Raw genomic sequence first — 23,524 nt, forward strand, 5'->3', positions numbered from 1 at the left:
TTTTAAATGGAAGAAATTTTTGAAGGTGAAAAAGCGGGATGTAAAGACATCCCGCTTTTTATGTTTCTGATAGTTCCTTGATCTTCTTTAATGCTTCTGGCCAGATTTTATCAAAGTGCTCCTTTAAGCTATCTTCTATATCCATTTCCACGAGTAATACGGTGCTTTGTCCAAGGGGGGTTAAGGTGTAATTTTCCTTGGCTCCTGCCCAGCCTTTTACGTTTTCGCTCTCCAAGTCTTCCTTGCCATTGTCATAAAACCCGAGATGTTCGATGGACATGAACTGGAAAGGTATATTTTTGGCAATTCTACTGACCATGCCTTGGCCATTATTGTCAAGAAACAAAACTTTGCTGCCTTCTTGCCAATCGGTCTCCACTTTCGACTCCTCTGCAAAGACTGCTGTCCAAGTTTGGTAATTGATGTCATCCCAGAGAATATCCCATATTTTTTCGGGCCTTGCTTTGATTTTGATGGTATAAATTGAAGTTTTCATGGTGTAAATTGTTTTTTATGGTTGTGAGTTAGGATTGATACCTGAGTAGCCAGTAGTTTTCGAATTTGTCCTTTACTTCACCAAATAAGGTTCCCCAGTAGTTTTCTTCAAGTGGAGCGATGAGTTTCCCGCCTTCCAATAGATTGGACAAATAGGTACGGATTTCATTTTCGCTGTCGCAATCGATCATCATTGAGATGGAATTGCCTTTTTTTAGTCCCTTTTCACTTACCATATCAGTTCCTAGGAGTATGGCCCGTCCATGGTTTAGGGTAGCATGAAGAATATACTTTTTGAAGGCTGATGGAAGGTTGTCTGATAAAGGGGATTCCTCTACCGTTTGAAATTCCAGCGTTCCTCCCAGGCAGGCTTGGTAAAAGCGCATGGCTTCCAGGCAGTTGCCGTTAAATGTTAGGTATGTGATGATTCTACTCATAACGGATAGGATGATGTTACACTTGCCCTAGTAGTATGGTTTAAAGGTAGGTGATTTTATATTGCATTTACGTGGTGAAAGGCGGCAAAAAGAGGGGTTGATCTCGCCATATAATCTGATTATCTTTAGCCATGAAAAGCGTGTTCATATTAGTACCAGAATCCTCTATTAGGGAGACGATTGCCAATGCTGAATATCTGTTTACGGCAGCCGATCAGTTTTTTTAAAAAAAAATAACCGGTCTTACGCCGATTGAATACTGCAATAAATACCGTAATCGGCTTTGTCAGTTTGAAATGGAGCAATAGCCTTTTTAAAAACTTAAAAATGTCATTTCTTTGATCAGGGTAAATCCGCGCTCAAGTGTCTTATTATCGTAGAGCGATATAAGATCCATATCATTTAAGTGATGATCATTTGATAAAATACTGATAATCTGATCTAGTAAACCCTACATGTTAAATAGCCGTTTACGGTAGTTATTCATAAGTAAAAAATCAACCATGATTAGAGGAAATGATCTTTTCGGTATTTATTAAAACATCATGGGATATTGTTAGTTATCAATTTTTGAATTTTAATAAACCAAACTAATGGGTAAAAACATGACGACAACCTTCCACGAGGGGTTGTTGAGAAACCTAGTACTTCTTGGCTTTTGTGTTGGGCTTGGCAGTATTTCTGCCTTTGCACAAACCAAGCATACCATACGGGGAACGCTTGAAGATGCTTCCACGGGAGAGGGGCTTATCGGAGCTACGGTCTTTGTGAAGGAACTGGGCACGGGAGGTACCAGTAACGTGTATGGGTTCTATTCTGTCACCATCCCTGAAGGAGAATATACTGTTACATTTAGTTTTGTAGGGTATGAATCCGTAACAAAAACCGTCTCACTGGATGATGATAAGACCATTGATGTGGAACTGGCGCCGGGGTCAGCAGAACTGGAGGAAGTGGTGGTAAGTGCGGAACCTGAAGATGAAAATGTACGCTCCACCCAGATGAGTGTCAATAAACTGGACATGCGGGAAGTGGAATCCATTCCAGTGGTATTTGGGGAAAAGGATATTGTGAAGACCATTCAGCTACTTCCGGGCATCAAAGGCAATGAAGGAGGCGGGGGATTCTTTGTCCGTGGAGGAAGTGCAGACCAAAACCTGATTTTGCTGGATGAAGCTCCCGTGTATAATGCGTCCCACTTGTTGGGCTTTTTCTCTGTCTTCAATTCGGATGCGATCAAAGATCTTTCCATTTACAAAGGCCATATTCCCGCCGAGTATGGGGGACGGGCTTCCTCGGTCTTGGATATCAAAATGAAAGAGGGGAACACCAAGAAATTTGCTGCTCAGGGCGGCATCGGCTTGATTTCCAGCCGCGCGACCATTGAGGCGCCTATTGTAAAGGACAAAGGGTCATTTGTAGTTTCTGGTAGAAGAACGTACGTAGACCTGTTTTTGAAGCTCTCTAATGATGAGGATATCAATAAATCCACCCTTTATTTCTATGACCTCAATGCCAAGGCTAATTACAAGTTTGGTGATAAGGACCGGGTGTTTGTGTCAGGATATTTTGGCAGGGATAATTTCGGGTATGCTGATCTGTTTGGGTTTGACTGGGGAAATGCAACCGGTACCATCCGATGGAACCACCTCTTTAACGACCGTTTGTTTTTAAATTCCACTGCTGTGTTCAGTGATTACAATTATGTGGTGGATATTTCGGGAGAGGAAGATGAAAATGATGGGTTTAAGGTGACTTCTTCCATCAGGGATATCAGCTTGAAGGAAGATTTTGAATATTATATAAACCCAGACAATACCTTGAAGTTTGGGGCGGGGCTTATCCGCCATAATTTTGTTCCAGGTGAAATTTCCCCACAGGGAGATAGCTACATCAACGCCCAGACCTTACAGAATAAATACGCCTGGGAAGCAGCAGCCTATGTTTCTGAGGAGTTGAATGTTTCCCCGGCCTTAAGTGTGAATGGAGGGCTTCGTTATTCCTGGTTTGCCCAAGTGGGGCCAGGCGAGGTCTTTACCTATGATCAAGACGGCGATGTGGTAAGTTCGGAGACCTATGGAAAAGGCGAGATCGTAGAAACCTATGGCGGCCTGGAGCCGCGTCTTGGGCTGACGTATATGCTGAATGATGAAACCTCCCTAAAAGCATCATATGGAAGGAACCGCCAATACCTGCATCTTGTGTCCAATTCCACTTCTGGCACTCCCATAGATCTCTGGATTCCCAGCAGCAATAATGTGAAGCCGCAGATAGCCGATCAAATTGCGATGGGCTATTACAGGAATTTTAAGGATAATATGTATGAGTCTTCCATGGAAGTGTACTATAAGGATATGCAAAACCAAGTGGACTACCGTACAGGAGCTGAATTGGTGTTTAACGAAAATGTAGAATCCCAATTATTGTTTGGGAAAGGCTGGTCCTATGGTGCGGAATTTTTCCTGAGAAAGAATACGGGAAGACTGACCGGCTGGGTGAGTTATACCATCTCTAAAACGGTGCGGGAATTTGCCGGGGTGGATTATGGGGAAGTTTATCCGGCCAGTTGGGACAGACCGCATGACTTCTCGGTAGTGGGCATTTACCAGCTCAATAAAAAGTGGAACCTCTCAGCCTCCTTCGTTTACCGTTCTGGAAATGCAGTGACCTATCCTGTAGGAAAATATGAAATGAAAGGCGAGGTCATCAATATGTATGGAAAGCGAAATAATAACCGCATGCCAGATTACAATAGGCTGGACATCGGTGCCACCATGAAACTTAGAGATACAGAGAAGTTTAGTTCGGACCTGAACTTCTCTATCTACAATGTCTATGCACGGAAAAATGCCTATTCTATTTCATTCCGTGAAAACAGGGACGACCCTAGCCAAACCGAGGCTGTGAAAATTGCCCTCTTCAGCATCTTGCCATCCGTAACCTATAATTTTAGATTTAAATGATCATGAATAAATATATTGGACTAATCTTATGTTTGTCTGTGACCTTGATGGGGTGTGAGGACGTGATTGAACTGAACCTCGATGAAGGGGATACCCGTATTGCCATAGAGGGGATCGTTACCGATCAGGCGGGACCTTATACGGTAACCATAACCGAGTCAGTAGGTTTTTATGAAGACAATGTGTTTCCAGCCATTAGTGGTGCTTATGTAGAAATTTCCGATGATCAAGGAAATGCAGAAGTGTTGGTAGAAACCGAGGAAGGGGTTTACCAGACTACCGATCTTCAAGGTCAAAGAGGCGTGACATATACCCTCACTGTCGAGCATGAAGGCCAGTCCTACTCTGCCCAAAGCAGGATGCCAGAAGAGCAGGTGGCAATTGATTCCCTAGGTTTCCGATTTGAAGAAGAATCGTTGCTTAATAAAGAGGGATATTATTTCAAGGCTTATTTTGAGGATCCCCCTGGCTTAGGAGATTACTATAGCTTTAATGTCTTTGTAAATGGAGAAGTGTATGTTTTTGACTTTGATGGTGAGATGATCGAAGATGATAATTTTTGGCTTTACAGCGACAAGTACACGGATGGAAATGTCCAGGATTATGATTTTCCCCATACTTTGGGGGAGGGAGATGAAGTTTATGTGGAATTAAGGCATTTGGAAAAATCCACTTATGATTACTATCGCATGCTTGTGGATGTAATTGACGGTGGAGGAGTGGCTCCGTCCAATCCAATTTCAAATTTTGGCGATACGGCTTTGGGCTATTTTGGAGCGTTCTCGGTAACTAGTATAGAAGCTACAGTGGAGTAGAATTTCACCACTGACCTAATGCATGATACAGGTCAGTGGTATCTTTTTTTGTTTATCCCAGAGAACGACCTCAGCAAGATTCATTGTGGAGGGTCCAAAGTCCTTTGTTTAGAGGGATAAAAGAAAGGGGACAATTTAAATCCAGATTTAATGCCGTTTAGTCAAGGAGGGGTAGAAGGGCACAGAAAGTGTTAGAAAACCGCTTAGGTTAGTAGGTCTAAGCATCCACGGTAGCGACTAGTGTACATGGCTGGTTACCAGATAACCTCAGTTCGATTTAAACGATAAATTTTGCATACAGCCACATCAAGTGTGATTTTTAGCCCTTACCTCTATCGAGAGCCGAAGGCTGAAAACCTTTCCTGAAGGTAGCCCGAGGCAAGGCCTTGGGGCATAAACTCAAACTCATTCCTCTACCACAGCCTGAAAGGCCAGCTCACCATTTCATCTAGCCAAACAATCCTCACAGGAATACTACGGTTATAATTTTTAACTGCCCTTACAGTCCACAAGTAGTGTCATTCCCTCCAATTAGCCCAATGCGTTAAGCACTCCTTCCAGGGGAGCGTACTAAAAACCCCATCAAAACCAACCTTTCAAACTTAATATTACACCGAACTGAGGTAGAAAGAATCGGAGTTAGAGCGTAGTAGCTGGTTTTGAAGTAGTTTGGCTTCGGAACAGACAGACTAATGCATATTTTGAGTTGAAGTTTGGGTGATTTCCAAAAAGAGCCATCAGTCTATATGATGATTGCCGTTTTCCTAAAATGAGTAGATTTTAACAAAAAAAAGCGATTTTTATTAAAACCAAGGAACCATCTTAATTTTGTGGCGTTAGGTAAGGAAGCGGTTTTTTTGAACCACCTTTATCATTATAGAACTACTATTTACCATCTTTTTCCAACCTGTTGTAATTTTTGATCGCTAGGCGAATACAACAATATGTACAGAGTGGAAATCATCAATTTTCAAAGCATGAATCAATCACTAAAATATTTCCCTTCTATCATTAAAAGTAACAAGAGCCATGTTGATTTTGCCTAATATAAAGGTACCATTTACCTTTCTTACCGAATCGCAGTTTCTGATGCATTTTCTCCCAGATCAGAAGAGATCAAGAAAAATATCATGAAGATGTTCCAAAAGGCCGATGACTTAGATGATTTCTTTGCAAAAAACTATGGATGCAAAATGACATCTTTTTCGAAGATTGTAGAAAACCAGCTATAACCCGGATGCATTATGAATTGTAATCTAAGCCGTTTCAGGCCCCAATTGATATGCTAATACATATTTCGGCCTTGATTTCGGGTTTAACATCAACATCATTTTTCATCCATGATAGATCAGGGCTTATCTGAGTAGCAGAGCTCTGCGTTAAATTAATAGAAAAGTATATTTATGAAGATTATCAATTTACTATTCCTGTTAGGCTTGGGGGTATTTCAGCAAGTGATAGCCCAACAAGATACCACATGGTTTGACAGTGACTGGAAGGAGACGACCATGGACAGTGCGGCGTTTTATCGACCGGCTCCCCAGCCAAAAGACGATGGATATTGGATGGTGGATTACTACATTTCTGGAGCCAGGCAGATGGAAGGATATTCCAAGGTAAAGGATCGGGAGGTCTTTGAAGGTACTGTCAAATGGTACAATGAAAATGGCCAGCTAGAACAGAAAGCAGACTATCAAATGGGAGTCCTGAATGGGGTGTTTGTCAAGTACTATAACGGAAAGCCATTTGCCACTGCCAAATACGAGCAGGGCAGGGTTTCCAGTGGTGAGATGCTTTCTTTTAACGAAGCGTATCAGTGTTATAGGTTATTGGCATACCAAGAAGGCAAGGTAGTCCAAGAAAAGGTTTTTTTGGAAATGCCGTGCAAGGGGATGATAGTGGATAGCCGCATAGTGAAGGGGGATGAGGGCAATCTACTTCTGACAAAATATTATGACGGAAAGGGAGATGTATTAGGGGAATTTGAAATGGACGCTGATGAAAGCCAGAATGTATCTGCCTACAACGGGACACAAATATCCTATTTTTACGATCCGCTCCTGAAGAAGAGAGCAATTTCATATGAGCATGGGGAATTTCAAAATGGCACCGTGTGGTATCCTTCGGGTGAAGTCCGTGAGAAGATTCTTGTAGAGAATGATACCGTTTATACGACATATTTTGATGAGGATGGAAACCAACTTGGGGATTTGGTCGGTAGAATGGAAGAAGGCCAAGGTTGGTATGATCTACACGGTAGTCCAATAAGTGGAGTCATGATCAAGTTTAAGGAGAATTACCTTCATAAAACCCCTGCCATTCTATATACCGAACAGTACAGGAATGGACTTATTATCGAAAAAAAGGAGTTTCGGGAAAACGGAAATTTGCAGCAGATGAGTGTCTTTGATGAGCATGGTTTACAGAAATTAGTGTCTTATGATGAAGGAGGGCAAGTTACTCATGAGCTTATTTATAAGGATGGGCAGCCCTTTGAAGGAACGTCATTTGATCAGAGGAAGAATGTGCTGACGACCTATGTTCAGGGGGAGTTGACAGCTCAAACAATGTGTTATTATGATGGAGCTAAATTTGAGAGCAGGGAAGGAGACAGGAGTGTTTTTTATGACCATGAGGGAAATGAAATGGGAGTGTTGACCTATAAGGCCAATAAATATGGAAAAAAGGAACCCTATAATGGGACGCTGTATCAATTGAATTATCAAGGGAAATTGTATATCGAAGAAGATTACCATAATGGGAATCGTACCAGGTATGCGTACTACAGCTTTTCGGGAGAAAAGGGCAGGAATTCCATAGAATCAGAGACATTCTATAATGAAAGCGGCAAAAAAACGCAGTATAAATATTACTATAAAAACGGTGTTTTGAGAGAGGATATTACCTATGTGGACGGTTATGAAAAGGAGACTGCTACATTTTATGATAAATCGGGTGATTTACTCGCTGAAATGGTCTACTTGCCCAAATCACATGGGGCGGAGTATGAGTTTTTTTCAGATACCAGCTTGGTACGATACATCCGAAAATATGATGATAATGGAACATTGATTTATAAAAAGAGTTATGCTGAAAATTACACCAGAAGAGATAGGAATGGAAAATACCCTGTATTTTTGGAAGAGGAGATCGACTATAATGGAAAGGCCAGTTTTTATGATCTTGATGGAGAATTGTTGGGCGAAGCTGTTTATAAAGATGGAGAACCTTGGGAAGGAACAGTAAAGAGCGGTACGGTGTATGAGTATAGGTTGACACCTTACCAGGAGGGGGCCAAGCAGGGAGAAGAGAAGCTTTTTTTTAATCCAGATGGTGGCGTGCCCAAGATCAGTGAACAAACAGGGTATGCCAATGGTGAGCGTCATGGAAAACATAATACCTACTATCGCAATGGCACTCTTGAGAGTGAGGAAAACTATTCCCGTGGGCTTTTAGATGGTGAGTGCGTTTACTATACGGAGCATGGGGAAGTGCGGAATGAGATTACCTATTCATCTGGCAACCCCACAGATGGTGAGTTGATTTCGTTTCAGTATAATGACCAAAAATCCCTTGTTACCAAAAAATCATTTTATGAATCAGGAGAATGCCGGAAAATCGAAATGTGGAAAGAAGACCGCTTGTTTCAGGAGATGGTGACAGCGACCAATCAGCTTGAGGCAACCATCTATGACCCTACGGGGAAAGAACTTGCTGTATTTGAGGTTTCTGATGTAGCTAATAAGACGGGAGAGGTGACTTATTATCAGGGAATTTCTGAAGCGGAAGAAAGGGGTACATTTGAAGATGGATTGCCTGTAAGTGGTACGTTTTACCTTAATGAGTATGTGGTCGGATATGAAAATACCAAGGGTGATAAATCCATCGATGAGGTAAAACTACTGGTGACTGCTGACCAGTACAATATATGTGCACTTAATAAAGAAGGGGAAGTACTTTTCTCGGTATCCGAGAAGAAAGGATTGGAAAAGTCTTATTTTTTGGAAAAGATATTGGATCCATATTCCTTCTATTATAATGTGATGCCTGAGTTTTAAGTAGAGTGTTTTGGGGTTTATTGGTCCCAATCGCTAGTGAAAACTATGCGCTTTCAGCACAAGACTTTCAGTTTGATCCCATTTTTCAATATTGAAAAATGGGATCAAACCACTGTCGAGGAAACCACACAGATAGCTGGCTTACAGTTTAGATGGTTTGGGCTACCAAGTATCGTTACCCAGTGCCTTAGTGGAGGTCTTCAGCGATGTTGTTGAGATTTGTTTAAGCGAATATTTGATGCAGAAGACGTTATGATTCTTGGGCAATAGATTCTTGGCAAGAAGCACAGGAAATATAGAGGATAAAATGGTTGAAGAATATTTGGAGCACATTCGGATAAATTCAAAATCCCCCCCTTTTTTTGATTGAAATTGTCCTTCATAATATCACCTTTCCCCGACCCAATGTGGATAGATTGGCGTCTGTCCAGATACTTTGTCAAGTTGGAGAAGGTGCTTTTCGGAAAGTTTCCATCCGACAGCATCAATATTGGCCAATAACTGCTTTTCGTTCCGTGCACCGATGACCACATTGGAAACGGTCCTTTTTTGGAGTAACCAATTTATGGCCACTTGGGGAATGGATTTATCCAGTTCATCGGCAATGTTTTCCAGGACGTCAACCACCTTGTACAGGAATTTATCCCCAACCGGCGGTGCACCCACATCGCCGCCTGATTTGATTCGTCCCTCCTGCATTTCACGGCCTCTTTTAATCTTTCCCGTAAGTCTTCCCCATCCCAGTGGGCTCCATACCATCATTCCCAGTTTTTGGTCTTCCAAAAGGGGCATCAATTCCTGCTCATAATCTCGCCCTATCAGGGAATAATACCCTTGGTAGACGATATATTTTTCCAGGTTGAACTTTTCCGAAACCGAGAGTGACTTCATCAATTGCCAGGCAGCAAAATTGGAGCACCCGATGTACCTTACCTTGCCGCTTTTTACCATTAAATCAAGGGTTTTGAGGGTTTCTTCGATGGGCGTTTGGGGGTCATAGCTGTGCATAAAATAAAGGTCAATATAATCGGTTCCAAGTCGTTTCAGGCTATCATCAAGGGCATTTAACAGGTGATATCTGGACGATCCTTTTTCATTTGGAGATTCTCCCATTTGGAACGTCGCCTTTGTGGATACAATAGTTTTATTCCTTTTACCTTTCAGGGCTTTTCCCAGAACGATTTCTGAATCACCGAGTGAATACACATTTGCGGTATCAAAAAAGTTGATCCCCCTTTCCATGCAGATGTCGATGAGCCGGCTTGCTTCTTTTACATCTGTTTGACCCCAGCGTTGAAAGAATTCATTGGTTCCCCCAAAAGTGCCTGTTCCCAAGCTAAGTACGGGTACTTTCAATCCCGAATTTCCCAGATTTCGATATTCCATTTTAGTAGACTTTAGTGATCAATGCATTTAATATCTACTGGCGTCCGACTAAATTTCAAATATGATCAAAAGCTGTCTTTAAATAGAAATTTTAGGGTTTTTATTCCAATCCCTAAAATGCCCCCCATCCCCCTAAAGGGGATTTAGGGGTGAAAGCAGTTGAGTTTTTCAATTTGACGATTGTTTCCCCGGACACCAGCATTTAATATCTATAACAAATTTCCAAAAGGATTGCCGTTGCAGACAGGACATATGTCACCGAATCAATGTGAGGAATGTCACATTTCAGGCCTCGGCTTTGGTCAGCCTGCTTAGTGTTTCACGAGAGACTCCTAGGTAAGAAGCCACCATGGCCTTGGGAATGCGCTGGATCAAGCCGGGATAAATGGAAAGGAGGTTATGGTAACGGTCCTTGGCATTGCTGCTCAAGAAGCAAAGGATCCTTTTTTGGAGGGCAATATATCCATTGATTGTTTTCTTAAGGAAAAAGGTCTGCATTTTAGGAATCTCCCGGCACAGCTTTTCCTTGTCCTCCAACGTGAGGGACATTGTCCGGGTGTCTTCGAGACAATCTACGGTCAAGGTTGACTGGGCTCTGCGGTGGAATGCCTCCGCATCGGTAATCCACCAGTTTTCCATTCCAAACTGCAGAATATGCTCCTTGCCATCTTCATCCAGCCGGGAAACCTTCATCAGTCCTTCCATCACGAAATAATCGTATCTGGCTTCGTCCCCTTGGTGAAGAACGATCTGATGTTTTTTGAATGTCCTTTGCCTGAAATGTTCCAATACAACCTTAAACTCCCCATCGGTAAGTTTGACGATTTCTTCAATTTGGATCCTTAGGGGATGTTGATTCATTTTAGAGGTCATTTATAGATAAAAGGAAGTTGGCTCCAGAACGGTTAACGATCGCTTTGTAAGTTCCAAACAAAAATGTATAGTTATAGGTTTGCATTCATGTTTTTTTGCCGTGCTGTTTTACAAATGGATGATATCCATCATTTAGAAATCGCTGATGTGTTCCTGACCAATAAAAATTCAGATGCATGAAGGTGGAATCGGTCGGAAAGCTCTTCAACTGTATTTTCAGAGTTGTATTTTCCTGCTCAGCATGTGATATAAAAGTGATGATCGATTGGTTTTTCTTGGTGTCAAGTAAATGGGACAGTGGCCAGGCAGGATACCTCGGGTACCTTCCAAGGGTACCAATATCATTTAAAGGACCATTCCGAAGAAAGTTAAGAAAGTCCCTTGGTGAGACCGATTTAAGAAAAATGAGCAGGCCGTTAAGAAAATGAATTAGCTCGCGTCGTGGAACAGCGAGATCCATTCATTTTCAGGCCGGAGCAGTTTTCATAAATTAAATTGGGTAACGTATTTTCCTCACTGGAAAACTTGTTTTTCCCAATTTAAAGGGCTCACCACCGGACTGGATTTTTGGTCCTTTTCATCAATGGAAATGCGTAGCATTCATGAAGACCTATTGAAAGCAATTTTACACCTGAATAAAAGGACGGAAACACTATTTATTCAATTATGCTTGGCTACTTGTATGATTGCGGAGACTCATATAAAGTAAAAGCTATTACAGTCTTCCATTATTATACATAAAGTGGATATTGATCAGGTAGGAGCTGATTATATCTCGTGGCTTGGTCTTAAGAGTTGGTGATGAATGTTTGATACTAGATCATAATACTATGGATTATTTTGTCATTTCCACATGCTTATTTTGCATTTGTATTGTTTTGGTGCTTTTTGATTTGGTTTATTGATGTTTAAGTTTTTGATTTATTTATAACAGAATTTTGGACAATTATAGATCTTCTGTTCAAAACCAATGACCTATTGCTTTTAAAATATCCCAAAATGAACAACTATGATCAAACGAATATATGAAGATGGGCATAAGCTATCTAAGGATTATGAGGCAGATCAAAAAGAAAGCAGGGATCATTCGTTTTATAGCTCAGAAAACCATGCTTGGGAGGAATTTTTAAAAGGCAGTGATGACGCATTGGCCGAACTTTATAACCGTTTTGCCGATAAGCTTTTTCATTATGGGACACAAATAACTGTTGATAGGGAAATTGCCTATGATGTGGTCCAGGATGTTTTTTTATATGTTGTGGTAAAGAAAAAGCAATTAGGAAAGGTTGATTCTGTCAAGAATTACTTGTACGCTTCTTATCGGAGAAGGCTTATGAGGGTTTTGAAACGGAACAGGAAATTAAAACTGGTGGAAGGGTATGATCGCCATGATGGCTTTTTGATAGAGGTGGCTGAAGATTTTCATGCCATTGGAACTCCACTGACCATCGATATAAAAGAGCTGTTGCAAAAAGTCTGTAACCAACTTCCCATCCGTCAGCGTGAAGCGATTAACTTGTATTTCTTCGAGCAGTTATCCTATAAGGAAATTGCCCAAATAATGGATATGGGTCATGTAAGGTCAGCACGAAATCTCCTGTACAAAGCATTAGGAAACCTGGCTGTTTCCCTCAAAGGACATGAAGGTGTTGTATTCTTGTTCCCTTTGGCCCTTCAATTGAACCTGTAGCATTTTCAATGGTAGAAGAGCATCTCCTGTCAGTCAGGGGCAGGGGTTAAACAGTGTTTTTCAGATAAGGTTTGTGTCATAGGAAAAATAAAATACACTTCCCTTTATGATCCTCCCATAATAAAATTTAAAAAAAACACTTTTACCGATGTCACTTTTAGGGCTTATGTCTCTTAATATCTACAAGAGCTAGAAACTCAAAAATGCCCATGGAATTTGATCCGGAAAGTGAACTTGATTTTTTAAAGAACCCTTTGTTCGTCAAATGGGTGAAACAGCCGACCCAGCACACTGACCGGTATTGGGAGAACTGGAGCCGGAAGTATCCAGAGAAAATAAACGTGATGTTGAATGCCAAGGAACTGGCCAAGCGGTTAAAGCCCCAGGAAGAAAATAAAATAGATAAGGCCAAGTTTGAGGCAGGTTTGGACCGACTGTTGGAAAAAAACAATAATGAGCTGGAAACCCCATCCCCTACCTTTGCATACAAGAGAAAGGAAAGCAGGCATTTTTGGACATGGGGCAATTCGGTAGCAGCGTCCATTTTGTTAATTGGAATGCTGTTTATGGCCTATAACTGGATCAATAGATCAACAGGGACAATCCCTACTACCAAAAATGTAGCAATAATTTCAAGAACCGTCTCAAAAGGCGTCAAAAAGACTTTTATGTTGCCGGACAGTTCAATGGTTACGCTAAACTCCGGTAGTACTATTTCCTATCCAAAGGATTTTGCCGAAAACCGTCAGATAAAACTTGTAGGCCAGGCATTTTTCGACGTCAAGAATGATTCTGATCACCCCTTTAGTATTAAAAGCGGAGATTTGGTGACGACAGTGCTAGGAACTTCATTTGATGTCAAAGCCTATGAAGGTCAGTCTAATTTTCATGTGGCAGTGGTCACGGGAAAGGTAAAGGTGGCCACTCAAGATGGAATTGAAACCGAGATTGTCCCAACAGAAGCGACCTATTACGATGCGGAGTCCGGAGCTATCAGCAAAGGAAAATATGACTATGAGGAACTGCTGGGCTGGAAAGAGAAGATACTGAAATTTGATGATGCCTCCTATAGAGAGGTGTTCAGGATACTTTCCAATTGGTACGATGTCGATTTTGAGTTGGATAGTGAATTTACACTCAAGGGAAACTATACAGGGAGATTTGAAGACCAAATGCTCGAAAATGTCCTAAAAGGCATGGAATACTCCACTGATATCCAATTTGAACTCAAGGGCAAAAAAGTCATGGTCAGCAAAAAATCAACCTTGCCGAACCAGTAAAACATGAATCATACAATTACAATTAACCCAAATCATTATGAAACATTCCATACCCATTTGGAGAAAAGGGACAAACAGCCTAATAATATTGTTTGTGGGATTTCTCGCCAGTTTATTTCACTTATCCGCAGTACAGGCGGTGCCCAGTCAGGAAAAAGACCTTGATCAGGTCTTTATAAGTATTCATGTAAAGGAAAAACACGTTTATTCCATCTTCAAGGAGATCGAGCTGAAGACAGGCTATGCCTTTGCCTATGAAAAGGGAAAGTTGGGAGCATTATCCCCGCAGACTTTGGAGGTTGAAAACGGTTCCTTGCTGTCCGTGCTGGAGACCTTGTCCAAAAATGCAAAGCTAAAGTTCAAAAGTATCAACAGTACGATCCATGTTTCCCGTCAGGAACAAACAGTTGCTGAAATAAAGGTACAAGAAGATAAGAGCGTAAGCGGGACGGTAACCTCAGGAGTGGATGGCCAGCCCATTCCTGGTGCCACGGTCAGTGTAAAAGGGACAACCACCGGTACCGCTACCGATATTGACGGGAAATTCACCATCAATGTCGCCGATAACGATGCCGTTCTGATCATTTCCTTTGTAGGATATAAATCCCAAGAGGTGTCTTTAGGAAACCAAACGGACATAGAAATTGTATTGGAGGAGGATTTGAAGGGTCTGGAAGAAGTAGTGGTCGTGGGCTACGGTACCCAGAAAAAAATCAATGTTACCGGAGCAGTGGCAGATGTGGACGGAGAAGTGCTCTCCCGTCGTCCGGTCACCAATGCAGCATCCATGCTCCAAGGCAGAATGCCAGGGGTAAGGGTGGTGCAGAATTCGGGTCAGCCAGGGGATGAAGGGTTGGGCATCCAAATCCGTGGACAGGGAACATTTAGTGGAGCAGGTTCCAATCCCTTGGTACTGATCGATGGCGTGGAAGGAAACCTGTCAGATATAGATCCCAACGATATTGAGAATGTTTCTGTACTGAAAGATGCAGCTTCAGCCTCCATTTATGGATCAAGGGCTGCCAACGGAGTTATTTTGGTGACTACAAAGAAAGGAGCCAAAGGAGGCTTTAAACTGGATTACCATGGGAATTTTGCCATGCACAATCCTTCCAGAATGCCTGAATTCATTACCAATTCCGCTGAATATATGGAGATGTGGAACGAAGCAAAAACCAATTCCGGCATTGGTACAGGGCTGTACTCCGAAGAACAAATCGACCTCTACAGAAATGCTACCGACAGAAGCCGGTACCCCAATGCTGACTGGCTGGACATTATGTTCAATCCAGCCCCAACCCAAACCCATTATCTGTCCTTTAACGGTGGGGAGAACCTTACTACTTACAACATATCCCTTGGATATGTAAACCAGGAAGGAGTCATGAAAGGGTTCAATTACGAGCGGTATAACTTTCGTGTAAACCTCGCCTCCGGTATCAACGATAAAATACGTTTTGGCACGAATTTATCATTGAAGCGAGGAGAACGGGAAGAACCACGACAAGGGGCGGTGGATACTTTTTTGAGCACCCTTTCACAGGCGCCTACCTACGGGCCAGTGCTTCCCGATGGGTCAGGGAAATATACCTATAAGGCATTTGATTTTGAGAGCAATAATAAAAACCCTGTCGCCCTTGTAGAGAACGGTGTTCTGAATAGGCTAGTGGACCATTCCATCAATGCGCAGGCATGGACGGAGTTTGAGCTTACCGATGGGCTGAAGTGGTATACCAAGGCAGCTATTATTGCAGACCTCAACAAGTCAAAGGACTGGAGACCGGAAGTCCCGCTGTATAATTACCTGAGTGGAGAGTTTATGACGGATCTTGATGTGGGAGGCCGTGGGCTCAATGTCAACAATAATGAAAACATCTACACCAACCTGTTTTCTTATTTGGCCTATGAAAGGACATTGTCTGAAAGACATAATTTTAACCTGCAGTTGGGATATAGCCAAGAGTACAACAAATATGAAATTCTTACAGGATATCGTGAGCGTTTTTCAAGCAATCAATTGCTGGAGCTTAATGCCGGAAGTCCAGCGGTACAAAATGCTTTTGGATCCAGTGAAGAGTGGGCCATTCAGTCGTTCTTTGCGCGGCTGGGATATAATTTTGATGAGCGTTACTTGGTGGAGCTCAATATGCGCTATGACGGCACCAGTAGGCTGAGCCCTGATAACCGATGGGGTGCTTTTCCGTCCATTTCGGCTGGTTGGAGAATTTCGGAGGAATCCTTTATCAGGGATGGAAATGTAAACTGGCTGGATGATCTGAAGCTACGCGCTTCCTATGGTGAGCTGGGCAACCAGAATATCGGCATTTATCCTTATCAGGATATCTTGGTATTCACGGGAGCCTATCCTTTTGACAATAGTGACCTGGCCACTGGAATTGCCCAGACAAGGTTGTCCAATAACGCCATTAAGTGGGAGACGACAAAAATTACGGATATAGGCCTGGACTTGATGGTGCTCAATGGTCTAAACCTAACAGTAGACTGGTACAGGAAAGAGACATCCGATATTTTGAGAAGTTCCCAGCTTACCGGGGTAGTGGGGCTTTCACCGCCCACGATCAATGACGGGGTGATGCGGAATACCGGTCTGGAAGTCAATGTAAACTATCGAGGAGCAATTGAAAATGGTAGCTTGGAAGGGCTTAATTATGAAGCAGGTTTCTTTATTGACCGCTTCCGAAATGAACTCGTTGAGTTTGGTGCCGAAGAGATCAGCGGTAACCAGATATATCGGGAAGGGCTCCCCTGGGGAAGCTTTTACATGTTGGAAATGGAAGGGATCTTCCAGACCGAAGAGGAAGTGAACAACAGTCCGGCGCAGTTTAACGATAATACCCTACCCGGGGATATCAAGTACCAGGACCAGAACAACGATGGTATCATCAATGATGATGACCGGATTGTAATAGGCAACCCCTTTCCGAAATTTGAATATGCCTTTAACTTGAGCGCCTCTTGGAAAGGCTTTGATCTCTCTGCCTTTCTGCAAGGGGTGTATGACCGGGACATTTATGTGAATAATTGGGGAACGATTCCTTTTATCCAGGGAGCCCCGCCCACAGTGGATTGGAGAAACCGCTGGACCGAGGACAACCCAAGTACCTCAATGCCCAGAATGTACTGGGGGTGGAACGATTCAGGAAAAATTTCCCGTACCTCATCCTATTTTCTCCAGGATGCCTCTTACCTGCGGTTAAAGAATCTGGTAGTGGGCTATAGCTTCGCAAAAGCTATGATCGAAAAGCTCAACATGAGTAAGCTACGGATCTATTTTTCCGGGGACAACCTGGCCACGATCACCCAGTATCCAGGATTGGATCCTGAAAGAAGCGATAATGGGAATTTTGTAAACTATCCCCAAAACAGGATTTATTCATTCGGCTTACAGGTACAATTTTAAGGACTAAATGAAAAATAATATGAAAACGATCAATAATTATATCATAATTGGAGTTTTGTTCGTGCTGAGTGCCTGTGAAGGCTTTTTGGACAGAAGTCCCACCGATCAGCTTTCATCGAATCTTTTCTGGCAATCCCAAACGGATTTTGAAAATGCATTGACGGCCATTTATGGAAGTATGCAAGTGGACATGTACACCTATGGAGCGCCCAACAAGGATGTGCTGACCGATAATGGATACGGTCAGCACAACTACTATGGGAGCAACGCCATTGTACAGGGAAATATCTTTCCTTCATCGGGAGGGTATATTTCCTCAATTTACTCGACAGCTTACTCGGGTATTGCTAGGATAAATATCTTCCTGAACCAACTGCAATCCTATGAAGGGGAAGATATAAGTGATGAAATGAAAAGCCGCTATGAGGGAGAGGCAAAGTTTGTTCGTGGATATTTTTATTTTGAGCTGTATCAGGCCTATGGTGAGGTGCCAGTGGTTACGGAACCATTGGACTTGGAGAACCAGTCCCAGCCAAAAGTGTCTATGGAACAGGTCTTTGCCCAGGTCAGGGATGATCTGACGGATGCCATTGGTATGTTGGAGGAAATACCCTATGGCAATAGTGGTGGACATGCGGTGAAAAGCTCAGCGGAAGCACTTTTGCTCAGGACATTGATGTATGAAGCCTATCAGGAGAACGGTGCAGCCAATTCCGCTATCATGGAAGAAGCAAAACTGTTGGCCCAGTCACTGATGGAAGGTGATTATAGGTTGGTTGAAGATGTGGAGAGCGTCTTTAGGACAGGGTCACAGGAAGGAAATGAAGAGATCATCTTTTCGGTCAAGTTTTTGGCACCGGACAATGCCACCCCTATGGACCAGTGGTACGGGGATTGGCTAGTGGTAAGCCCTCTTCAAAATCTAGTGAATGATTTTGAATATATGGATGGCTTACCTTATGGTGAATCACCAATGACCGATCCCGATGATCCCTATGAAAACAGGGATCCGCGACTTGCGCAGACTATTTTTGTGGATTATGTCGATTGGGGTGATGGAAACGAGCACCGTCCATCCAATAACCGACCGACTGGTTTTGGATTGAAAAAATTCCTGAGCCCAGACCTCATTCCTTACGGGTATTCTACCAGAAGTGAGCAAGATTGGGTATTGCTTCGCTATGCCGATGTGCTCCTGATGTATGCAGAACTGGAAAATGAGCTTTCCGGGCCCAATGCCGCGGTTTACAATGCAATCAATGCCATACGTGAGCGTTCCGAAATGCCGGATATTCCTTCGGGACTTTCTCAGGACGCCATGCGTGAACGTATCAGGCATGAGAGAAGGGTAGAACTGGCCTTTGAAGGACTGCGCTATTACGACCTGAAGCGTTGGAGGGTGGCAGAGGAAGAGCTGAACAGCGTGGATGATGGGGTGATACCCTACCATTTTGAAGATCGCTTTTACCTCTGGCCATTACCGCAATCGGAGATCGATAAAAGCAATGGCGTGTTGGTACAAAATCCAGATTACCAGTAGTAATTTACCGTAACAATAGAAGTTAAAAAAGTTCATATGCACATTTTAAATCACAAAGAAAAGCAGGGTGGTGTTGTTAAATGCTCGTTATTGGTGTTTGTCACCCTGTTTTTTTTAAAACTAACCACGCAGGCCCAGTCTCTTGACAAAAGCCTTTATTTTAAGCAACCTGCTAAAAATTATTTAGAGGCCTTGCCCTTAGGGAATGGCCAACTGGGGGGGATGGTATTTGGTAATCCCAATCGGGAAAGGATAGTACTGAATGAAAAGTCATTGTGGTCCGGAGGAGTGCAGGATGCCGACAGGGATAATGCCCATGCCCATTTGGATGAAATCCAACGGTTGCTTTTACAGGGGAAAAATAAAGAAGCCGAGCAGCTATTGCAGGAAAACTTTGTCTCCAAAGGTGAGGGATCGGGTCATGGCAGGGGGGCAAATGTCCATTATGGCAGCTATCAAACCCTTGGAGACTTATGGATCAACTGGCTGGATACGGCTTCTGCCTATTCTGACTACAATCGAATTCTGGACCTGAATCGGGGAGTGGCGACGACGACTTGGAAAAGGGACGAAATATTATTTTCGCAAGTTGGTTATGTGAGCTTGACTGATGATGTGCTGGTCGTCCATTTGACCGCGTCTGATAAAGGAGCCATTTCTTTTTCTCTTGGACTGCATCGAGAAGAAAATGCAGAGACCCATAGCTTGGATACTGATCAGTTGATGATGTTGGGTCAGTTGCCGGACAAGGACAAAAAGGGGATGCGATTTGCTTCAGTAGTGAAAGTGATCCCAGTGGGAGGAGAACTTACCCAGGATCCTGACCATCTCACCTTGAAAAATGCCGATGAGTGCCTAATCATATTGGCTGCAGCCACCGACTATAATATAGATAGTCCTGCACTGCGGGGAGCTAATCCCAAAGGGAAAGTACTTCAGGTCATTAATGATTTTAAACCGAAAGGTGCTGAGGAACGACATGAAAAGGCTTTTTTGGAGCTTTTTGAAAAGAACGGTTTTCAACTTGATAAACGTGAAAGGATGGTAGCGAACCTAAGTACGCCCGAGCGGCTTTTACGGTATGCAGAAGGGCATCCGGATAGCCAGCTGCCAGTACTGTATTTTAATTATGGAAAATACCTCTTGATTTCGTCTTCACAGCCTGGCCAACTGCCTGCAAATCTCCAAGGAATCTGGGCACCGGAATATCAGGCTCCCTGGAATGGAGACTATCATTTGGATATCAATATCCAAATGAACTACTGGCTGGCAGAGCCGCTTGGCTACGGGGACTTGGCAGAGCCGCTTCATCAGTTCACGGCCAATTTGGTGGAAAACGGGCAGAAATCGGCCCGGGCCTATTATAATGCGCCAGGGTGGGTAGCCCATGTTATCAGTAATCCTTGGTATTTTACCTCCCCCGGGGAAGGAGCTAGCTGGGGATCCACCATGACCGGTGGTGCTTGGCTTACCGAGCACCTTTGGGAGCATTATCGCTATTCCAGGGATACGGCTTTTTTGGCTACTTATTATCCAGTGCTAAAAGGTGCTGCTGAATTCCTTTCTTCTGTGTTGATCGAAGAACCTGAGCACCAATACCTGGTGACCGCCCCATCGAATTCACCAGAGAATACTTACCTCAAGCCCAATGGTTATAAAGGGCATACTGCCATGGGGCCAACAATGGACATGCAGATCTGTCGGGAGGTTTTTGGGAATACCATTCAGGCAGCCAATGTTCTCGGAACGGATCGGGAACTGGTCGGTCAGCTTACCGAAAAGATGGCACGATTGGCTCCGAACGAGGTGGGCAAAAACGGGGACTTGAATGAGTGGCTACATGACTGGGATGATGCCGATCCTCACCATCGGCATGTATCGCACCTCTATGGGTTACATCCTTACGATGAAATTACCCCATGGGGCACGCCGGATCTGGCAAAGGCGGTAAAGGCTACCTTGTTGCAGCGAGGTGATGGAGGGACGGGATGGAGCAGGGCTTGGAAGATCAACTTTTGGGCAAGACTCGGTGATGGGGACCATGCTTTGGAATTGCTCCGAAAACTCCTTCAGCCAGCAGCAGGTGACGGAACCAAGATTGTCATGGGCAATGGCGGTACCTATCCCAATTTATTTTGTGCCCATCCACCTTTTCAGATAGATGGAAACTTTGGAGGAACAGCAGGCATTATCGAAATGCTCTTCCAAAGCCACGGTAAAAAGGAAACCATTCGTCTTATCCCAGCTCTGCCTGCAGATTCATCTTGGCAAGCAGGTGAAGTAAATGGAATGCATGCAAGGGGAGCATTTATAGTGGACTTTAAGTGGAAAGAAGGACGAGTAGTTTCGGGAAATATCACCTCGCTAAAAGGACAGGAGTGCAGTTTATTATTGCCTAAGGGAATGACCATTGTGGATGAAAAGGGAAAAGAAGTTATAAGTAATAAAAGGAATGAAAGCATGGAAGTTCGATTCAATACCAACCCAAATCAGCGCTTTTTGCTAGTGCCCTATTAGATACTTCAGGTAACGAAAATTCCCGGAGTTATCTTAATTCCTAATCACCGTAAAATTAATGGTTTTCTGAGTTTAATGTAAAAAAAAAGTGAAATCGGTCTTGGTTGATTCTTATTCAATTACCCCGCAAAGTTAGGCAGACAGGTCCCATATAGGACAAGGAACTTCGGCATAAAGCCATTACTGTTTTCCCCGCTTGTTTATTCCGATCCTCCTTGCCTTTAATGTCCCCTGCAGCCTGGGGAAGCTTCATCATTAAAATCATTCACTCTAAAACGTTTGTGTTATGAAGCGACAAAGAAAAAAATCCTGCAAAGATGTTTACCAGATCGTCAACGAAAGGATCATGGCCAGCCTTGGAAATGCCCTTGGTCGGTGATGGGACTGCCCAAAAACTTCCATTCAGGAAAGGTCTATAAGGGCATCAACCTGTGGTTATTGCTCAGCTGTGGCCATGCCTATCCGTATTACCTTACCTTAAAACAGGCCGAAGGTTATGGGGCAAAGATCAGGAAAGGGGCCAAGTCGGTTCCAGTGGTCTATTGGAACGTTGTCTACCGCCATAAGGAAAGCGGTGAAAAGCTCTCCGAGGCAGAGGCACGGAAGCTGCCCAAGGGGATCGTTGACAGAAAGGCATTTCTTAAATATTACAATGTGTTCAATATCGAGGATATCGAAGGGGTGAAATGGGTCATGCCGGAATCCGGTGAAAAATACCCTTTCCAAACTGGGGGATTTTACCGGATTTATTGGAAGGTGGTGGAAGAGTTCGGCGTATATGCAGTAGAGGTGAGGGAGATGAGGGGAGTGGGGCTGGGGTAGCTGTAAAACCAATATGATGATATATAATATACCGGCGAACAAGATTAGGCCGAAATATGCGGAAATGCTGTTTTAACGTTCCCCGTGATAAAAAGACATTGTGCGTTAAGGGGATACAAGTATAGTTGATTTTCTGGTATAACTAAACCCCTTAAAGCTTAACATTAACTTATTTTTGCATGGGGAATATTTAACAATTCCTTATCTATTTTTACCAAATAATGCTTCGAACACATTGGAGGAGTCTAATGTGAGTGAAATGGTCAGAATCAGTAAAATTTGGGGGCATGAATTCAAAAGATGAAATGGGATTGATGGCCGATTTTAACCAATACATTAGGAATTCCATAAAGACTTGGAAAATGGCCAATAAGTTTAAAGTGTTGTTCCTTAAGTATATTGGTCAGGAATGACATTCGATACTTTTAGAATAGGGAATTGATTATTATCCCATAGTTGAATCACTCGCCAGGTAATTGCAGATAAGAGCAGTTGGTCGTTAGCTGTGGCAATAAATATTATGGTCAATTGAAAATTAGGATAGAACAATGGAAACCCATCAGCAATCAGATGCCGAATTACTTGAAGCGTTAAAGCAGGATTCTTGGGAGGCTTTTGAGGGATTATACCAGCGGTATTGGAAAAAAATCTACGCAATTAGCAAAGCCGTTACCAAAGATGAGGAGCTTAGCAAGGATTTCGTCCAAGAAATATTTCTTGACTTGTGGAAGAGAAGGGAAAAGTTGGCCATAAAAAATACCTATGCCTACCTCTACCAGGCATCAAAATATAGATTGATAGCCCATATTAGAAGATTGGAGCAACAGGAGCATTTTATCAAGGAATTTAACCAGGTACTCGCACACAATCCAGTGGAAGAGTATTTAAATTATAAGGAGTTGGATGGTAAAATCAAACAATGCTTGGAAATGCTATCGCCAAAATGCAGGAAGATTTTTTTCCTCAGTCGCTACGATCACCTTTCCAATCAGGAGATTGCCCAGCAACTGGAAATTTCAAAAAGTACGGTCGAAAACCAAATTAATAAAGCCTTGACCCATTTGAGAAATTCACCAGAAATCAAGATGGCATTTATTATGGGATACTCCCTGTTCGACCAACTATAGTGTTACTTTATTTTTAATATTATTATTTAATCATTAAATCCAACGGTATCCCATTTTTTCCATAGGTGCGTAGCCTGTTAATTCCCACTATTAAGCAAAA

Annotated in this window: 15 protein-coding genes; 11 read left to right on the forward strand and 4 right to left on the reverse strand. The window is 42.9% G+C overall.

The window, feature by feature from the left end; genetic code table 11:
- Nucleotides 1-58: 58 nt before the first annotated feature.
- Both FKX85_RS12150 and FKX85_RS12155 read right to left on the reverse strand, forming a co-directional pair.
- Entirely contained in the window at nucleotides 59-496 is a 438-nt protein-coding gene (locus tag FKX85_RS12150) for an SRPBCC family protein (protein WP_141614986.1), read from the reverse strand.
- A 28-nt stretch (nucleotides 497-524) separates the two neighbouring features.
- Nucleotides 525-932 carry a VOC family protein gene (locus tag FKX85_RS12155; RefSeq protein ID WP_141614987.1) on the reverse strand — a complete coding sequence of 136 codons (408 nt, stop codon included), beginning with the start codon at nucleotides 930-932 and terminating at the stop codon, nucleotides 525-527.
- Between the two features lie 605 nt (nucleotides 933-1,537).
- On the opposite strand from FKX85_RS12155, the gene FKX85_RS12160 reads away from it, so the two are divergent.
- The 3 genes from FKX85_RS12160 to FKX85_RS12170 all read left to right on the forward strand — a co-directional run bounded on the left by FKX85_RS12160 (nucleotide 1,538) and on the right by FKX85_RS12170 (nucleotide 8,768).
- Nucleotides 1,538-3,895 (forward strand): TonB-dependent receptor, encoded by a 2,358-nt coding sequence (locus FKX85_RS12160; protein ID WP_229239606.1) that lies wholly within the window; start codon nucleotides 1,538-1,540, stop codon nucleotides 3,893-3,895.
- Between the two features lie 2 nt (nucleotides 3,896-3,897).
- Entirely contained in the window at nucleotides 3,898-4,710 is an 813-nt protein-coding gene (locus FKX85_RS12165) for a DUF4249 domain-containing protein (protein ID WP_229239607.1), read from the forward strand.
- A gap of 1,403 nt (nucleotides 4,711-6,113) precedes the next feature.
- Nucleotides 6,114-8,768, forward strand: a complete 2,655-nt coding sequence (locus FKX85_RS12170; RefSeq protein WP_141614990.1) for a toxin-antitoxin system YwqK family antitoxin — start codon at nucleotides 6,114-6,116, stop codon at nucleotides 8,766-8,768.
- 387 nt (nucleotides 8,769-9,155) lie between these two features.
- Here the strand turns inward: FKX85_RS12170 and FKX85_RS12175 are convergent, their stop codons facing one another.
- Together FKX85_RS12175 and FKX85_RS12180 are read right to left on the reverse strand one after the other, a co-directional pair.
- Nucleotides 9,156-10,154 carry an aldo/keto reductase gene (locus FKX85_RS12175; RefSeq protein ID WP_141614991.1) on the reverse strand — a complete coding sequence of 333 codons (999 nt, stop codon included), beginning with the start codon at nucleotides 10,152-10,154 and terminating at the stop codon, nucleotides 9,156-9,158.
- Nucleotides 10,155-10,439: 285 nt separating this feature from the next.
- Nucleotides 10,440-11,015, reverse strand: a complete 576-nt coding sequence (locus FKX85_RS12180; protein WP_141614992.1) for a Crp/Fnr family transcriptional regulator — start codon at nucleotides 11,013-11,015, stop codon at nucleotides 10,440-10,442.
- Nucleotides 11,016-12,036: 1,021 nt separating this feature from the next.
- On the opposite strand from FKX85_RS12180, the gene FKX85_RS12185 reads away from it, so the two are divergent.
- The 8 genes from FKX85_RS12185 to FKX85_RS12215 all read left to right on the forward strand — a co-directional run bounded on the left by FKX85_RS12185 (nucleotide 12,037) and on the right by FKX85_RS12215 (nucleotide 23,424).
- Nucleotides 12,037-12,717, forward strand: a complete 681-nt coding sequence (locus tag FKX85_RS12185; RefSeq protein ID WP_141614993.1) for an RNA polymerase sigma factor — start codon at nucleotides 12,037-12,039, stop codon at nucleotides 12,715-12,717.
- A gap of 209 nt (nucleotides 12,718-12,926) precedes the next feature.
- On the forward strand, nucleotides 12,927-13,997 hold the full coding sequence (locus FKX85_RS12190) for a FecR family protein (protein WP_168196256.1): 1,071 nt from the start codon (nucleotides 12,927-12,929) through the stop codon (nucleotides 13,995-13,997).
- A 37-nt stretch (nucleotides 13,998-14,034) separates the two neighbouring features.
- Complete coding sequence (locus tag FKX85_RS12195; protein WP_141614995.1) at nucleotides 14,035-17,418, forward strand: SusC/RagA family TonB-linked outer membrane protein; 3,384 nt, start codon at nucleotides 14,035-14,037, stop codon at nucleotides 17,416-17,418.
- Nucleotides 17,419-17,437: 19 nt separating this feature from the next.
- A complete protein-coding gene (locus tag FKX85_RS12200; protein WP_141614996.1) occupies nucleotides 17,438-18,958 on the forward strand; it encodes a RagB/SusD family nutrient uptake outer membrane protein in 1,521 nt (506 codons plus the stop codon).
- A 36-nt stretch (nucleotides 18,959-18,994) separates the two neighbouring features.
- Nucleotides 18,995-21,475 carry a glycoside hydrolase family 95 protein gene (locus tag FKX85_RS12205; RefSeq protein WP_141614997.1) on the forward strand — a complete coding sequence of 827 codons (2,481 nt, stop codon included), beginning with the start codon at nucleotides 18,995-18,997 and terminating at the stop codon, nucleotides 21,473-21,475.
- A 378-nt stretch (nucleotides 21,476-21,853) separates the two neighbouring features.
- Nucleotides 21,854-22,297 carry an ArdC-like ssDNA-binding domain-containing protein gene (locus FKX85_RS12210; protein WP_141614998.1) on the forward strand — a complete coding sequence of 148 codons (444 nt, stop codon included), beginning with the start codon at nucleotides 21,854-21,856 and terminating at the stop codon, nucleotides 22,295-22,297.
- Between the two features lie 287 nt (nucleotides 22,298-22,584).
- Nucleotides 22,585-22,710: a hypothetical protein gene (locus FKX85_RS21780; protein WP_262711611.1), complete on the forward strand. Its 126-nt coding sequence runs from the start codon at nucleotides 22,585-22,587 to the stop codon at nucleotides 22,708-22,710.
- 135 nt (nucleotides 22,711-22,845) lie between these two features.
- Entirely contained in the window at nucleotides 22,846-23,424 is a 579-nt protein-coding gene (locus FKX85_RS12215; RefSeq protein WP_141614999.1) for an RNA polymerase sigma-70 factor, read from the forward strand.
- Nucleotides 23,425-23,524: the final 100 nt, after the last annotated feature.

It is taken from the genome of Echinicola soli, from assembly GCF_006575665.1.
GTDB lineage: Bacteria > Bacteroidota > Bacteroidia > Cytophagales > Cyclobacteriaceae > Echinicola > Echinicola soli.